This window comes from Burkholderia cepacia ATCC 25416, assembly GCF_001411495.1.
In the GTDB taxonomy this organism is placed as follows: Bacteria; Pseudomonadota; Gammaproteobacteria; order Burkholderiales; family Burkholderiaceae; genus Burkholderia; species Burkholderia cepacia.
In genome coordinates this window covers 2,717,163-2,732,490 of record NZ_CP012982.1, presented here as the reverse complement: position 1 = coordinate 2,732,490, position 15,328 = coordinate 2,717,163, and the positions used below count along the sequence as shown (strand labels likewise).

The window sequence follows — 15,328 nt, the reverse complement described above, 5'->3', positions numbered from 1 at the left end:
TCCCGTCTCAGCGCTTGATCTTCGCGAGCGGCGAATCGGGCGGATACGTCGGCGTGACCGGCTTCGGCGAACCGAGCATCACGCACATCAGCGCATCTTCCTCGCCGATGTTGATTTCCGTGCGATACACGCCCGGCGGCACCGAGATCAGGTCGCGCTCGCCGAGGATCGCTTCCCACGTCTCGCCGTCGCGCTCGCAGATCACCTTCATCTTGCCGCGCAGCACGAAGAAGATCTCTTCCACGTCGATGTGGATGTGGCTCGGGCCGATGTTGCCGGCCGGGATGACCATCGTCGAGAACGTGAAGTTGCCGGCCGGCACCGTGTTGACGTCCTTCGCGACGCCCGTGCCGCCCGTGCCGACGTAGCGCATCTGCGCGCGGCGGTACTTCGGGTCGTAGTCGGCCTGGAACTTCAGTGCGTCCCAGTCGTAGCGCCGCGTCGCGTAGCGAGCAACGCGCCCTTCCATCCAGTCGTTGAAGCTTGCGCCTTCCGGCTGGTCCCACGACTTGCGTTCGAGATCGGCGTCCGCCATCGTCCTCTCCTTCATCAGAGTGAAAACTTCAATTCAATTCATTACGAAGCCGCCGTTCACCGGCAGCAATTGACCCGTCACGAAGCGCGCGCCGTCCGACAGCAGGAACAGCACGGGGCCCGTCACGTCGTCGGGCACCTGCGCGCGCGTCAGCGCGCGGCCCTGCATGTAGAACGCGTGGCGCTCGGCCGGCACGTAGGCCGTCGCCTCGACTTCCGTCAGCCCCGGCGCGATCGCGTTGACCGTCACGCCGTGCGCGCCGAACTCGCGCGCCTGCGCATGCGTCATCGCGATCACCGCGCCCTTGCTCGCGACGTACGCGAGCAGCTTCGGCGCGCCCCACAGCGCGGTGTCCGATGCGAGGTTCACGATCGCGCCGCGCCCCGACTGCGCGAGGTGCGGCAGCGCCGCATTGCTGACGAGCCACACGCCGCGCACGTTCACGTTCATCACCGCGTCCCAGGTCGACACGTCGAGCTCCGTCGACAATTTGCCGCCCGAGTTCGTGATTGCCGCGTTGTTGATCAGTGCGTCGATGCCGCCGAGCGCCGCCGCGCCCTGCGCGACGAACGCGTCGACGCTCGCCGGATCGGCCAGGTCGAGCGTGAAGAAAAACGCGGTGTGGCCGGCTTGCGTGAGCTGCGCGGCCAGCGCGCGGCCCTCTTCGGCGAGCACGTCGCCGAACGCGACCTGCGCACCCGCCGCAACCAGCGCCTTCACGAACGCCGCGCCCAGCCCGCGCGCGCCTCCCGTGACGAGCACGCGGCGCCCCGGCAGCGACACGACCGGAGCGAGCTCAGCCATTCGAGGGCTCCGCCGCGGCCTGCGCCGCGCGATGCGCGTCGAGCGCGGAAAGATGCTCCTGCGCACGCTGGCGCAGCATCCGGCGCACGCGCGTGATGCCGACGTCGTGCTGGTACAGGTATTCGTGATCGCGCGCGTGCGGCGCGAGGCTTTCGAGGACGTAGCGGTCCTGCTCGAGCACGTCCCAGTGCAGGCCCTCGAGGCGGTTGCGGTACATGAAGCGCCACACGTCGCGCTGCCAGCCGCTGACCTTGCGCGTGCGCCAGAAATAGACCTGGCAGTTGTCGCCGTCGACCGGCGTCGCGAAGCCGATGATCCCGAAGTTGCCGCCGGGGCCGAACTTCTGCTTGTACGGAATCGCGAGGCGCATCCACAGGCAACCGGTTTCGCCGAGCTCGACCCAGTCGAAGTTCACGTCGCGCTGGCCGATCTTCTCGAACATCAGGCCCGTTTCCGTCTTGCGCACGCGCATGTCGGCCTGCTTGTCGCCTTCGGCCATCGAGTGCGACGTCGCGTGCAGGTACGCGCCGTGCATCGGGTCCATCACGTTGTCGATCGCGTACTGGTAATTGCACTTCCAGTTCGACACGCACAGGAAGTGGCCGTATTCGTCGGCGACCAGTTCCTCGGGCAGGTTCAGCGGCGCCGGCTCGCCGTGCGCTTCGTCGCCGAACCACAGGAAGATCGCGCCGGCCTTCTCCTCGACCGGATACGACTTCACGCACTTCGTGCCTTCGAGCGGACAGTTCGACACGGCCGGCACGCGGTTGACCGTGCCGCCGCCGTCGACTTCGATGCCGTGATACCAGCACGCGATGCTGCCGCCGAGGTTCCAGCCGAGCGACAGGCGTGCGCCGCGGTGCGGGCAGCGATCTTCGAGTGCGTGAACCTTGCCCTCGTGATCGCGCCACAGCACGATCTGCTCGGACAGGCGCGTGAGGCCGACGGGTGCGTTCGACACCTGCCAGCTCGGTGCGACGGGATACCAGTAGTTCTTGATGCCGCGGTCGAGATAGTCACGGACCGGGTCGTGTTGGACTGCGTGTTGTACGGGGGACGTCATCAGTGTGCTCCGGATGCGGTTGTCGTCGGGTCGGCGGTCACGCGCTCGGCGCGGTCATTCCGCGAGCGAGGCCATTTCGGCGCGGAAGCGCTCGGCGGTCCACGCGGTGCCGTCCGGTGCGCGGAAGCCGATGCGGTTCAGGCCCGCGACGACATCGTCCAGCTCGGTCGCGCCGGCTTCGAACACGCGTTCGAGCGCATCGCCGAGGTCGTTTTCGTACTGGGTCGGGGCGGCCTTGCGGTTCTGCCAGACCTGGTTCTCGACCTGGCCGGGGATCTCGATCTGCCCCTTGCCCGCGACGTTGTTCGGCTGCGGCGCCACCCACGGCTTCAGGAAGGGATTGAAGTTGACGGTCGCTTCTTTCATCGGTTACTCCACCTTGATCTGGATTTCCTCGCCGGCAAGGCGCACCGCGTACTGCTTCAGCGCGCGCCCGCCCGGACCCTTCAGGCATTCGCCCGTCCTGATGTCGAACACGGCCTCGTGCAGCGGGCATTCGACCGTGCCTTCGTCGACGAACCCCTGCGTCAGCAGCGCGTACGCATGCGGGCACACGTTCTCGAGCGCATACACGTCGTCGCCGACGCGGTAGATCCCGATTTCGACGCCGTCGGTCCGCTTGAACTCGATCGGCGTGTCTTCCGACAGCGCGCCGGCGTGCCCGGCGCAAATCCATTGTTCAGACATCTCACACCCTTCCTTCTGATCGACTCTCGGTTTGTTCCGATTTGTTCCATACCCGGAACAGCAGTTTATGGATGGTGATTATAGGAGCGACTTTTCACGAGTAAAACAAAAAGCTGCACGCCCTAGGGAAAACACCGACCATCGGGTCGGCAGTCGCTTCCGCCTGCCTTGCCAAATGTAATTTTTTGTTGTGTAGCGGGCATTTACGGCCTTTTTTCGGGCGTCGTGCACCGCAACCGGGCAGCGGCATGGATTCCATCCGTCCCGAAAAAATTATTTTTGATACGGCGCTCGACGCCCCTATACTCCATTCCATCAGAGGCACGTTGTTCCTTGTATGGAACATAAAAAATGCCCGCTCGATGGCGAAGACGCGCAACGGCAGGCCGTTCCCGCGCAGGCCGCCACGGCACGTTTTCATCAGGTTGGAGATTCAGGAGATCAAATGGTCAAGCATGCGGTAGCAGCAACAGTGATCGGATTGGGCGCCGTGTCGGGCGCGTGGGCGCAGAGCAGCGTGGTGCTGTACGGCAGCATGGATGCGGGGGTCGCGTACGTGAACAACGTCGGCGGCCATGCGAAATGGGCGATGATCCAGGGCAATACGCAGCCCGACCGGTGGGGCCTGAAGGGCAAGGAAGACCTCGGCGACGGCCTGTCGGCGATCTTCCAGCTCGAAAACGGCTTCTATACGAACAACGGCCAGTTCGCGACCGCGAACACGATCTGGAACCGCGCGGCCTTCGTCGGCCTCAGTTCGGAACGCTACGGCACGCTGACGCTCGGCCGCCAGACGCCGCTGTCGTTCGACTATCTCGATCCGCTCAGCACGGCCTACCTCGCGATGAGCTGGTATGCGTTCCACCCCGGCAACATCGACGGGCTCGCCGCGACCGGCAACGTGCCGTACAACAACGCGGTCAAGTATCGTTCGCCGACCTTCGCGGGCTTCTCGGCCGCGGCGACGATGGCGCTCGGCAACACGACGAACTTCTCGACCGGCAAGTCGGTCGGCGTCGCGCTGAACTACGCGAACGGGCCGTTCAAGGCGTCGGCCGTGTACTCGAACGAGCACGACCGCTCGATCCTGATCGGCACGACCGGCATCACATCCTTCCAGGGGCAGAACACCGCGAACGGCTACATCGCGAACAAGGTCGAGAACATCGGCGCGGGCGCGTCCTACCAGTTCGGCGACTTCCTCGTGCATGGCCTGTACACGCGCACGAAAATGCAGTCGAACGGCTATTCGAACACGTTCCAGAGCTACGACGCGGGCGTGAACTATCGCAGCAGCGCGTTCAACACGATCGCGGGCGGCGCGGCAACCACGACGCTGGCCGGCCGCCGCTGGACGCAGGTCGAACTCGGCGACATCTATTCGCTGTCGAAGCGCACGCAACTCTATGCGAACGTGCTGTACGAGCACGGGTCGGGCGGCGCAAAGGCCGCGTTCTTCACGGCCGGCGTGTCGAGCACCGCGAACCAGGTGGTCGTGCTCACCGGGATCCACCACTCGTTCTGAACGGCGTCAGGCAGTCGGTGCCTGAAATGAAATGAGGGGCCCGCGGGCCCCTCGTTTTTTGATTGCGGTGCCGCGTGCGGCGGCCCGCCCGACAAGTCGGCGTCAGAACATCGCGACCTTGTGGCGCGCGTGCGCGAACGTCGGGTCGCTTTCGAGCGGACGATAGTTCAGGCGCTGGGACAGGTCGACCGCCGCGCCGCACACGGCTTCGACGAGCCGCTCCTTCTCGCCGGCCTCGCCGATCTCCGAGCGCGGCACCGTCGCGGTGATCGCCGCGACGATCGAGCCCGAATGATCGCGCACGGGCGCTGTGACCGCCGAAATGCCGCTCTCGAACGCCGCCTCGCTGACCGCATAACCGAGCCGCGCGTAATGGCGCACGCGCTCGTACAGTTCGTCGACGGTGCCCGGCGTGCGCTCGGTGAACTGCTCGAGCCGCTTTTCCGGATAGAGCTGGCGCAGTGCGTCGCGCGTCAGGTCGCCCATCAACACGTGGCCATGCACGGTCGCATGCGCGGGCAGGCGCGTGCCGACGTGCACCTTCACCGAACCGAACATCGACGCGTTGCTCTGCGCCTTCGCGACAAACACGACGTCGCGCTGGTCGCGGATCAGCAGATGCGTCGACAGCCCCGTCGTATCGCGCAGCCGCTCGAGCACGGGCGTGCCGAGATCGGTCAGTTCGAGCGAATTCAGGTATTCGAAGCCGAGCCGCAGCACGCCGACGCCGAGCCGGAAATAACGGTCGCCGTTCACGCGCTCGAGGAAACCGAGCGCTTCGAGCGTCTGCAGCAGGCGGAACGTAGTCGTGCGCGGAATGCCGATGCGCTTCGACAACTCGGGCGCGCCGAGCACGGGCTCGCGCGCGGAGAATTCGGCGAGGATCCGCAGCCCGCGTTCGAGCCCCGGCACCAGGTAGGACGATGCGCCGCCGGACGATTCGTCGTCGCCGGGCGCCGCGGATTCAGGCGCGTCGCTCATCGTTGTCTTGACCATGTGGACATGGACGGAAGGAAATCAATCACGAAACGGGTCATGGATCGTCGTGGACAGGCGGCCATGCGAGCCCGGCGCGCACGCGGGCTCGCACCCGCGTGAATCGCCGCGGCGCGGCATGCGCTTCCACGGCCCCACGAATAGTCATTCACGGTCGAGAGGATAGCAGCGATGGACAGCGCGGCGCCATGCGGAAATCGCCGGACGACGCGATGCCGGCCGTGGGCGCGGCGCGCGGCGGCCGATGCCGCGCCGCCTACAGGCGCGAGAGGTGAACCCGGATGTTCGCGCGGTCATACGTGAATCCGCCGGCCGCGTCCGGCTCGAGCACCCGCGCAAGGTCGACCGCGTACATCCAGCCGCTGCCCAGGCGACCCCCGTTGATCGCCCGGATCCGGCTGCCGCCGACGGCGATCGCGGCATGAAAAACGGTGCCGCCCCGCGAAAAGCCGACCGCGGTTCCGGCCGGAATGCCCGCGCGCCCGTCCCACTCGCCGCCGGTTTCGAAGTTGAAGCGGGTCCGCCAGTGCTGGCCGATCGTGTCGAGCAGCGCACCGGGCGCGATCATCGCGTCACTGCGCAGCAGATACCGGACATAGGCCGCGGCGTCATAGCAGACGCCGCCGGACACGTATTCGTTGATGTCGGCCATGCCGAACATCAGCGCCTGCGCGTGCTTCTGCCGTTCGGCGAAACCGGATTGGGCGACGTGCCCGCCTAACTGGCTCAGTTGCATGGGTGGCTCCTCGTGAAGAAGCAGGACGTCATCGTCCTGCCGACGCAATAACGTCATATGTTATTACGATATCCGGCCACGCCCGCATTCCGGCCCGGGCGTCACGGCATGCGGGCGGCCGATGCCGGCGCGGCAGCGGCCGCATCGGGATTCGGCGCGAGCCGCAGGCGCACGCGCAACGGCTGCAGCATGTCGGGCGGCGGCAGTTCCGCCAGCGGGCCGGCCGTGAGCAGTTGCCGCAGTGTCGCGTCTGCATCGGGATCGCCGAGCGACGCGAATTCGACACGCGTGACGGCGCCGTTCGGGCCGATCCACGCGCGCACGACGATCGGGGCAGCGGCGCGGCGGCGCTCGCGTTCAGCACGTGCGCCTCGAGATAGCAGTGCACCCGATCGCGCGCATCACGGCACCCAGCGCCACCGCGACGATCGCCAGCGCGATCAGCAACTCGATCAGCGTGAATCCCCGTTGCGGCGTCCGCGCCGTGCGCGATCCGCCGCGCGCATGGCGGTTGTAGTCGGTTCTGTCGTCGCACATGACCGGCATTCTTGTCGATGGATCGTCGTCCGGCGTCCGGCGTGCCGATCGCGGCACGCAGCCGCATCGCCGGCGCGACGGACGCCGTGCACGGACGTCAAGCGCCGCGTATGGCACACACGTGTCGAATGGTACGGACCATTTGGCGCGGGCAGCCCGGACGGACAGGCACCCGGGCGCGCCGCATCCGCTGTCGCGCGACGGGCACGGCACAACGCGGCCCGGCGGGCGGGCAAACGGATGGAAAACGGGAAGCGATAGAAAGAAACACCCGGCAGCGGGTGGTGAGCGGTGAAGGCGATCCTCGGGCGGGATCGCCGCGACGGCGTCAGGCCGTCACGGCGGCGTCATACTCGGCGCGGGCAAGCTGGCCGGCGGCATAAGCCTCGGCCTCGCCGCGAAAGCCTTCCCGGCTGAACGCAACGACTTTCACGCCGACGCCGGTCGCCCGCTTCACCGTCAGCGCCCATTGCCATCCGCCGTCTTGTTCAAAGACGTGCAGCGAGGGTTCGAAGGAAGGGTCGATTACGGTCACGCGTTTTACTCCTGCCCCCTTGCGCGCCGCATCGGCGCCGCTCGGGGCATGTCGAAAGGGTCGCGCCGGGATACGACGCGCTTCTGCCATTCGACAGTCTAGTCAAGGATTGTTGCGACGCACCATCAGAGGTTTCACTCATCTATCGGTACCGGGCGGTCGATCGAATCTACCTGAAACCCATATGGGATGGGGCTCAGCACCGTTTCGCGGCGCACGGCGCGACATTCGTGCGGCAACGTGCCGCACACGCGACCGCTTGCGTGTGTCGGTCGCCCGTGCCCCGCAAAGAAACGGGGCGCGAATCGCCCGGCGATCCGGCCACCTCGGCGACGAGGATCGTTACCGATCCGTACCACCCGGCATCACGCGCCGGAACGTCAGGTTCACGCGCTCGCCCTGCACGCCCGGCACCTTCGGCACGCGATGCTGCCATTCGGCCTGCGTGCGCCCGCGCATCACGAGCAGGCTGCCGTGCACGAGGCGATACGCATGCGTGACACCGGTCGCGCGATGGCGCAGGTCGAACACGCGCATCGCACCGAGGCTCACCGACGCGATCACCGGCGCATCGCCAAGCTCGGGCTCGTTGTCCGCGTGCCAGCCGAGGCTGTCCAGCCCGTTGCGGTAGCGGTTGAGCAGCACGCTGTTGAAACGCGCGCCGCACGTCGCTTCGACCGCGCGCTTCAGGTCGAACACGGCCGGCGTCCACGGCGCCGGCACGTTGCGGATCCCCGAATACACGTAGACGGCATCCGGCTCGCCCTGCCATGCGGTGAGCCGCGGCAACGGAATGCGTCCGCGCGGCGTGCGGATCGTGTCCTGACGCCACGCGACCTCGTCGATCAGCGCGGCCAGCGCGCGATCGGCATCGGGCGGCGTCAGCCAGTCCGGGTACCAGTCCACGTCGGGAGCGGGCGTGTCAGCAAAGAGATCGGGCGTCGACATGTCGGGAGGAACGGACGATGAGCGGAGCGAACGGTGCATGCCTGCATACTAGCCAACGGCATCGCACGCCGCCATGCGCTGTCATTCGCAGACGAGGCAGGCTGCCGCCCGCCCGGTTCCCGCCGACGACGGGCTTGCGCCGGCCCAGCGAATGGTTTCCCCCGGACGGGAACCGTGCGCTACCCGCCGCGCGTCAGCCGGATCAGCGTGATCTCGGACGGCACGCCGAAGCGGTTCGGCGGCCCCCAGTATCCGGTGCCGCGGCTCGTATAGAGCCACAGATCGCCGAAGCGGCTCAGCCCGCCGATCACCGGCTGCTGCAATCGCACGAACGGCGGCCACGGCAGGAACTGGCCGCCGTGCGTGTGCCCCGACAACTGCACGGTAAACCCGGCGCGGTTGGCCGCTTCTGCGCTGCGCGGCTGGTGCGCGAGCAGGATCTTCGTGGCCACCTCGCGAGGCGCACCCGCCAGCGCCTGCTCGGGATCGCTGCGATGGGCGGGATCGAAACCGCCCGCCGTGAAGTCGGTGACGCCCGCGAGCACCGCGTGCGCGCCGTCATGCTCGATCAGCACGTGCTCGTTGAGCAGCACCGTCAGCCCGATGCGCCGGAATTCGTCGATCCACGCGTGCGCGCCCGCGTAATACTCGTGGTTGCCAGTCACCAGGAAGCTGCCGTGCCGCGACTGCATGCGGCCGAGCGGCGCCGTGTGCTCGCGCAGGCGCTTGACCGAGCCGTCGACCACGTCGCCCGTCACGACGACGAGGTCGGCATCGAGCGCATTGACCGCGCGCACGATCCGTTCGACATAGGGCCGCTTGATCGTCGGCCCGACGTGGATGTCGGACAGTTGCACGATCGTCAGCCCGTCGAGCCCCGCCGGCAGCCCCTCGACCGGGATCGACACGCGCTTGACCGCCGCCGTGCGGCGCGCGCCGACGAACCCGACCACGGTAACGAACGCCGCGGCGGCCAGCACGCCGAGCGCCGTGCCGGTCGCCGCGCCAGGCCACGCGCCGGCGTGCCCGAGATGCCGCCATGCAAACACGCCGAGCAGCACGAATTCGCGGAGGAACGTCAGCAGGAGCAGCGACGAGAAGAAGCCCATCACGACCGATCCGGCCCAGCCGACCAGGGTCGCGGCCCAGCCTTCGTCGAAGCGGCGCGAGAACATGCCGACCGGAATCAGCACGACGAAGCTCGCCAGCACGAGCGCCGCGATCGTGCGCACGACCGGCGACGCGAACGCATCGGGAATGATCCGCATCCCGACGTAGAGATGGAACAGCACGCCGATTGCAATGAACCGGACAAAAAAACTTCGCATGGAACGTTCACCTTCGTTGCGATACGGCCTTGACGCTTCCGCGACGTGCGTTGCACGAGGCCGTGAGGCTCCGTTCCGCGCGCCGCGCCATGCGTACGATGGTACACAGATCGCGGCGGCGACGACCGGTCGCCGGATTTGGCGTCGATGCCGTCCGGCACGGCGTGCGACCGCGTCCTCATCGGCCCGCCAGGTCAGCCTGATTCCCGCGCGTCAGAACGACAATCGCCCGTTTCCGCACCGATTCCGCTCTCGCGACATCGCAAATTCAGCCACGCTCCGTTCGTCTGACGATCCTTTACAGTCCGTTAGCAACCCTACGCGAGCCCGCACTGGCAGAATCGCGACGACCCGGTCTGCGCTGCCCCCGGTTGCGGAAACGCGATGCCGGCCATGCGGACACGCCCCCTGAACCGCCACCGCCCCGCCATGGTGAGCAGGAAGGATGGCTGGCGATCCGCATCGCGCTGATTTATTATCGGCTCCGTATCCCGGAATCGTCGTCGCGGCGACGATCCACATTGCGCCGCGCCCGGCATCCACCCCCACCGTCGAGCTCGTCACATCATGAGAAAAACAACGCCGCGCGCGCCCTTGCGCGTCGCCGCCGTCCTTGCGCCAGCCCTGCCGCTCGCGGGCTGCGCATCGCGCGGCGCACCGTCGTACGTCCTGTTCGGCGCATATTTCCCGCTTTGGCTCGTCAGCGCGATCGTCGGCGTGATCGGTGCGATCGTCGCGCACCGCGTATTCGTCGCGACCGGCTGGGCGGCCACGGTGCCCTACCAGCTTGCCGTCTGCACCGCGATCGGGCTCGTGGTCGCCGTGATCGTGTGGCTCACCGGCACGGGGCCGTTCGCATGAAGGCCGCCGGCACCGCCCGCCCCTCCGTCAAAGGCCGCGTGATCGCACTGGCGATCGTCGCGCTCGGCATCGCCGCACTCGTATACGCGTACCACCGCACGACGGCCTACCCGTCCACCGACGACGCGTCGATCGACGCGGACGTCGTGCACGTCGCGTCGCCGGTCGGCGGCCGCATCGTGCAGCTCGCGGTGCATGAAAACCAGCGCGTCGCGAAGGGCGACCTGCTGTACGTGATCGATCCCGTGCCGTACCGGCTGACCGTTGCGCAGGCGCAGGCCGACCTCGAGCTCGCGCGCGCGTCGCTCGACACGCGCCGCCGTTCGCTGATCGGCGAGCGCTCGAACGCGGCCGTGGCCGCCGAGCAGGTCAAGCGCGCGACGCAGAACCACGATCTCGCGACGCGCGACGTGAACCGGCTCGCCCCGCTCGCCGCGCAGGGCTACGTCAGCGCGCAGCAGTTCGACCAGGCGAAGGTTCGCCAGCGCGACGCAGCCGTGTCGCTTACGCAGGCACAGGAACAGCAGCGCGCGTCCGCGCAGACGATCGGCGACGAAGCCGACGCGATCGCGACGCTGCATGCGCGCGAGGCCGCGCTGGCGCGCGCGCAGCATGCGCTCGAAGACACCGTCGTGCGCGCGCCGCACGACGGGCTCGTGACGGGCCTGACCGTTCTCGCCGGCGAAGCCCTTGCGCCGAACCAGTCGATCTTCACGCTGATCGACGCGCGCGAATGGTTCGCGGTCGGCAATTTCCGCGAGACGGCGCTGAGCCGCATCGCGGTCGGCGACTGCGCGACCGTGTATTCGATGATCGACCGCAGCCGCCCGCTGACGGGCAAGGTCGTCGGCATCGGCGCCGGCATCGCCGACAGCGCGCGCATCAACCTGCCGCGCTCGCTGCCGATCGTGCAGAACTCGGTGAACTGGGTGCACGTCGCGCAGCGCTTCCCGGTGCGCGTGAAGCTCGACGAACCCGACGGCACGCTCGTGCGCGTCGGCGCCAGCGCGATCGTCGAGGTCCGGCATGGCACTGCCTGCCGCTGAGGTTCGCTCGCCGGGCCCGCGCGAAGTCCTGCGGCTGCTCGCACCGTTTCCGGGACGCGCGTCGATTGCCGCGCGGGTCGCACTGATCTGCGCGCTGACCGCGTTCGTGACGGCCGCATACGGCACGCCCGAAGCCGCGCTGTCCGCGTACGTCGTGTTCTTCATGATCCGTGCCGACCGCGTGACGAGCGTCGTGCTCGCGGCCGCGCTGCTGCTGATCGTCACGATCGTGATCGGGCTCGTGCTTGGCATCGCGATCTTCAGCATCGACTATTCGATCCTGCGGGTCGCGTGCATGGCCGTGCTGTCGGTCGCGCTCCTGTACCTGACTTCCGCCAGCAAGCTGCGCCCGGTGGGCGCGATCCTCGCGATGATCGTCGGTTTCGGGCTCGACCAGCTCGGCCTCGCGCCGTTCGGTGAAGCCGCGACACGTGCGCTGCTGTACATCTGGCTGACGATCGCGATCCCGGCCGGTGTCGCGATCGTCGTCAACCTGCTGATCGCGCCGTCGCCGCGCAAGCTCGCGCACGCCCAGCTCGCGAAGCGCCTGCGGCTCGCCGCGCAGCGGCTGCGCGGCGACGATGCGGCGCGCGACGCATTCGATGCCAGCCTTCACGAAGGCGACAAGCAGCTGCTCACGTGGCTCAAGCTGTCGACGCTCGAAGGCTCGTCGTCCGCCGCCGACTTCGCGGCGTTGCGGCAGGCCGTGGCATCGAGCACCGCGCTGCTCGTCGGCGTCGCGCTGGCCGATCGCGAACCGGGCGCGCGCCTGCCCGACACGTACGCCACCCCGATCGCCGCGACGCTCGACGAGATGGCCGCCATCCTCGATCAGGGCGGCTACCCCGTCGACGTGACGCTCACGCTGCCGCCGGCCGACACATTGCCGCCGCTCGCGCGCGTCGCCGCCACGGATATCCATGCGGCGATCACGCGCTTCGCGGAACCGGTCGCAGCGGCCGAAGCCGCGACGGATGCACCGGCCGCCGCGGCCAACACGCCGGCGGCCGCGCCCGGAACGCCTGCCGCCGCGGAAGCCGCCGCACCGCGCGGCGGCTTCTTCCTGCCCGACGCGCGCACCAATCCCGACCACATCCGCTACGCGCTGAAAACGACCGCCGCGGCGATCTTCTGCTATCTGCTGTATTCGCAGCTCGACTGGTCGGGCATCCATACGTGCGTCGTCACCTGCTACATCGTGTCGCTCGGCTCGACGGCCGAGACGGTCGAGAAGCTCACGCTGCGGATTCTCGGCTGCATCGTCGGCGCGCTGCTCGGCACCGCCGCGCTCGTGTTCGTCGTGCCGTCGCTGTCGTCGGTCGGCCATCTGATGGCGCTGGTGTTCGCCGGTGGCTGGCTCGCCGCGTGGGTCGCATTCGGCTCGCCGCGCATCGCGTACGCGGGCTTCCAGATCGCGTTCGCGTTTTTCCTGTGCGTGATCCAGGGCGCCGGCCCCGGTTTCGACCTGACGATCGCGCGCGACCGCACGATCGGCATCCTGCTCGGCAACGTCGTCGTGTATCTCGTGTTCACGCGCATCTGGCCCGTCAGCATCGGCAAGCAGATCGACGCCGGGCTCGCCGCGCTGACGGACCAGTGGCGGCGCGTCGCGCAGGTCGCGCAGCCGGCCGAGCGGCGCGCGCTCGCGGCCGACGCGTTCGCCCGCCACGGCGCGATCGCGCAGGCGCTCGGGCTGGTTCACTACGAACCGTCGTGGGTGCGTCCGGCCGCCACGTGGCTCGCCACGCGGCGGCGCGCGCTCGCGGAACTCGGCGCGCTCGAAGGCCCGCTGTTCCTCCTCGCCGAACGCAAGCCTGGCGACGCGGCGATCGCCGCGCAGCTCGCGCGCGTGACCGACCCGCGCGACGACGAAGCCGCGCGTCATGCGGATTCGCCCGCACCGCCGGCCACCGCGCCGGGCCTTGCCCCTGCCGACCCTGCGCGCGACGCGCTGCTGAACCTGATCGACACGCGGCTCGCGCACATCGCCGACGCCGCCCGTCAAGCCACACCGAAGGAGCCTGCCCCCCATGCGCCTACCTGAACCGCCGGCCGCCTCGATCGCCGCCGCCGCCCTCGCGACCGCCGTCGCGCTGGCCGGCTGCGCGACGTCGTCGATCGATCTGGCGCCGGAGGCGTCCGACCGCCCATGGCAACCGCAAACGTCGGCTGCCGGCGACATCGTGCCGGGCCCGCCGCGCGCGTCCGCGCAAGGTTCGCACGACTACACGCTGCCCGCGTCGCCCGCGCTCGCGTCGGTCTCGCCGCCGGCTGCGCTCGATGCCGCGCACGCGTACACGCTGCCCGAACTGATCGATCTCGCCGAATCAGCGAACCCGCTGACCCGCATCGCCTGGAACGACGCGCGCAACGCGGCGCTCGCGGTCGGCCTGGCCAAGGCCGCCTACCTGCCGAGGTTGTCGGCGACGGCCATGGGCGCGTACCAGGCCAACCACGGCTCGACGTCGACAATCCTCGGCGACTCGTCGAGCGACACCACCGTTCACGGCACGATCTCGGCGCTGTCGCTGCAATGGCTGCTGTTCGATTTCGGCGGCCGCGCGGCGCGCGTCGAGGCGGCCGAGCAGGCGTCGATCGCGTCGAACGTCGCGTTCACGGCCGTGCATCAGCAGGTGATCCACGACGTGACCGTCGCGTACTACCGCTACGAAGCCGCGCGCTCGCGCGCCCTCAGCGCGCAGCAGGGTCTCGCGAACGCGGACGCGATCCTCGCGGCCTCCCGCGCGCGGCTCAAGCACGGCGTCGGCACGGTCGTCGAGCTCGCGCAGGCGACGCAGAACCGCGCGCAGGCAAACCTCGCGCTCGTGCAGGCGAACGGCGCGGAGAGCGACAGCTACCTCGCCCTCGTCTCCGCGCTCGGCATCTCGCCGCTGTCGAAGCCGACCATCGCCGCACTGCCGAAGCGGCCGCTGCCGCCCGCACTCGGCTCGTCGGTCGACGCGATCGTGTCGGACGCAATTGCGCGCCGCCCCGACCTGCAGGGCGCGTTCGCGCTTGAAAAAGCCAATCGCGCGAAGATCAAGGCCGCGGAAGCCGCGTTCATGCCGAAGATCTTCCTGTCCGCGTCGACGTCGTACGCGAGCGGGGGCACGTCCATCTCCGCGCTGCCCGCGATCGGCGACCAGTCACCGACCGTCAACCTGAACGGCAGCCGCTACGGCGGCGGCGTGTTCCTCGGCGTGACGATCCCGCTGTACGACGGCGGCATGCGCTCGGCCGTGCTGATGCAGGCGCGCAACGACGCGGAAAGCGCGTCCGCGCGACTCACGCGGACCAAGGAGGAAGCCGTCCGCCAGGTGGTCGCCGCGCAGAACGCGGTGCAGACGAGCCTTGCGTCGCACGACGCCGCGAAGGCGCTCGTCGATGCCGCGCAGACGAGCTACGACGCGGCGCTGACCGCGTACCGGAACGGCGTCGGTTCGGTCACCGATGCGACGATCGCGCAAAGCCAGTTGCTCGCCGCGCGCAACGCGGAGGTCGACAGCTATGCCGGTGCACTGTCCGCTGCCGCCGGGCTCGCGCTCGCGACGGGGACGATCGGCTCGGCGCAGTAGCACGACCGCCGCGAGGCGGTTGACGCATGCGCGCGCCGCCCACTAGAATGCCGCCCATTCTTCCTTCAGGAACCATCGTGGACAGTTGCAGCACTCCGTTGCGTGCGCCGCTTGCCGCCTGAACGCCTGTCCGACGCAGTTCTCCTGCCCGG

At 68.6% G+C, this 15,328-nt stretch carries 16 protein-coding genes and 1 pseudogene; 5 read left to right on the top strand and 12 right to left on the bottom strand.

Features of this window, described 5'->3' with window-relative positions; translation table 11 throughout:
- Window positions 1–7: 7 nt before the first annotated feature.
- From APZ15_RS29480 to APZ15_RS29460, 5 genes are read right to left on the bottom strand one after another with little or no spacing between them, the layout of a single operon-like run.
- On the bottom strand, window positions 8–535 hold the full coding sequence (locus APZ15_RS29480; RefSeq protein ID WP_021161513.1) for a cupin domain-containing protein: 528 nt from the start codon (window positions 533–535) through the stop codon (window positions 8–10).
- 33 nt (window positions 536–568) lie between these two features.
- Window positions 569–1,339: an SDR family oxidoreductase gene (locus tag APZ15_RS29475; protein ID WP_027789381.1), complete on the bottom strand. Its 771-nt coding sequence runs from the start codon at window positions 1,337–1,339 to the stop codon at window positions 569–571.
- Window positions 1,332–2,402, bottom strand: coding sequence for an aromatic ring-hydroxylating dioxygenase subunit alpha (locus tag APZ15_RS29470; protein ID WP_027789382.1), 1,071 nt, complete (start codon window positions 2,400–2,402; stop codon window positions 1,332–1,334). Before APZ15_RS29470 ends, APZ15_RS29475 begins: the two co-directional genes overlap by 8 nt.
- Before the next feature lie 54 nt (window positions 2,403–2,456).
- Window positions 2,457–2,768 carry a recombinase-like helix-turn-helix domain-containing protein gene (locus tag APZ15_RS29465; RefSeq protein ID WP_027789383.1) on the bottom strand — a complete coding sequence of 104 codons (312 nt, stop codon included), beginning with the start codon at window positions 2,766–2,768 and terminating at the stop codon, window positions 2,457–2,459.
- Window positions 2,769–2,771: 3 nt separating this feature from the next.
- Entirely contained in the window at window positions 2,772–3,089 is a 318-nt protein-coding gene (locus APZ15_RS29460; protein ID WP_027789384.1) for a non-heme iron oxygenase ferredoxin subunit, read from the bottom strand.
- 445 nt (window positions 3,090–3,534) lie between these two features.
- Here APZ15_RS29460 and APZ15_RS29455 point away from each other — a divergent pair, with 445 nt between their 5' ends.
- The gene (locus tag APZ15_RS29455; RefSeq protein WP_027789386.1) at window positions 3,535–4,614 is read left to right on the top strand and encodes a porin; all 1,080 of its coding nucleotides are present in this window, start codon (window positions 3,535–3,537) and stop codon (window positions 4,612–4,614) included.
- Between the two features lie 102 nt (window positions 4,615–4,716).
- On the opposite strand, the gene APZ15_RS29450 is transcribed toward APZ15_RS29455, so the two are convergent.
- The 7 genes and pseudogenes from APZ15_RS29450 to APZ15_RS29420 form a co-directional block, all read right to left on the bottom strand.
- A complete protein-coding gene (locus tag APZ15_RS29450) occupies window positions 4,717–5,610 on the bottom strand; it encodes an IclR family transcriptional regulator (RefSeq protein ID WP_027789387.1) in 894 nt (297 codons plus the stop codon).
- Window positions 5,611–5,866: 256 nt separating this feature from the next.
- Window positions 5,867–6,346 (bottom strand): type 6 secretion system effector deamidase TecA, encoded by a 480-nt coding sequence (gene tecA, locus APZ15_RS29445; RefSeq protein WP_027789388.1) that lies wholly within the window; start codon window positions 6,344–6,346, stop codon window positions 5,867–5,869.
- 101 nt (window positions 6,347–6,447) lie between these two features.
- Window positions 6,448–6,669: a hypothetical protein gene (locus APZ15_RS29440; protein ID WP_226153250.1), complete on the bottom strand. Its 222-nt coding sequence runs from the start codon at window positions 6,667–6,669 to the stop codon at window positions 6,448–6,450.
- Window positions 6,670–6,724: 55 nt separating this feature from the next.
- Window positions 6,725–6,883, bottom strand: a pseudogene (locus tag APZ15_RS29435) (type II secretion system protein); the annotation flags it as partial.
- 328 nt (window positions 6,884–7,211) lie between these two features.
- The gene (locus APZ15_RS29430; protein ID WP_027789389.1) at window positions 7,212–7,418 is read right to left on the bottom strand and encodes a hypothetical protein; all 207 of its coding nucleotides are present in this window, start codon (window positions 7,416–7,418) and stop codon (window positions 7,212–7,214) included.
- Window positions 7,419–7,760: 342 nt separating this feature from the next.
- Entirely contained in the window at window positions 7,761–8,366 is a 606-nt protein-coding gene (locus APZ15_RS29425; protein ID WP_027789390.1) for an alpha-ketoglutarate-dependent dioxygenase AlkB family protein, read from the bottom strand.
- Between the two features lie 179 nt (window positions 8,367–8,545).
- Entirely contained in the window at window positions 8,546–9,694 is a 1,149-nt protein-coding gene (locus APZ15_RS29420; protein WP_027789391.1) for a metallophosphoesterase, read from the bottom strand.
- Between the two features lie 567 nt (window positions 9,695–10,261).
- On the opposite strand from APZ15_RS29420, the gene APZ15_RS29415 reads away from it, so the two are divergent.
- From APZ15_RS29415 to APZ15_RS29400, 4 genes are read left to right on the top strand one after another with little or no spacing between them, the layout of a single operon-like run.
- The gene (locus tag APZ15_RS29415) at window positions 10,262–10,555 is read left to right on the top strand and encodes a hypothetical protein (protein WP_011354664.1); all 294 of its coding nucleotides are present in this window, start codon (window positions 10,262–10,264) and stop codon (window positions 10,553–10,555) included.
- A complete protein-coding gene (mdtN, locus tag APZ15_RS29410) occupies window positions 10,552–11,601 on the top strand; it encodes a multidrug transporter subunit MdtN (protein ID WP_027789392.1) in 1,050 nt (349 codons plus the stop codon). The genes APZ15_RS29415 and mdtN overlap by 4 nt, the downstream gene beginning before the upstream one ends.
- Complete coding sequence (locus APZ15_RS29405; protein WP_027789393.1) at window positions 11,582–13,645, top strand: FUSC family protein; 2,064 nt, start codon at window positions 11,582–11,584, stop codon at window positions 13,643–13,645. The genes mdtN and APZ15_RS29405 overlap by 20 nt, the downstream gene beginning before the upstream one ends.
- A complete protein-coding gene (locus APZ15_RS29400; protein WP_027789394.1) occupies window positions 13,632–15,176 on the top strand; it encodes a TolC family protein in 1,545 nt (514 codons plus the stop codon). The genes APZ15_RS29405 and APZ15_RS29400 overlap by 14 nt, the downstream gene beginning before the upstream one ends.
- The last annotated feature ends 152 nt before the right edge of the window (window positions 15,177–15,328 follow it).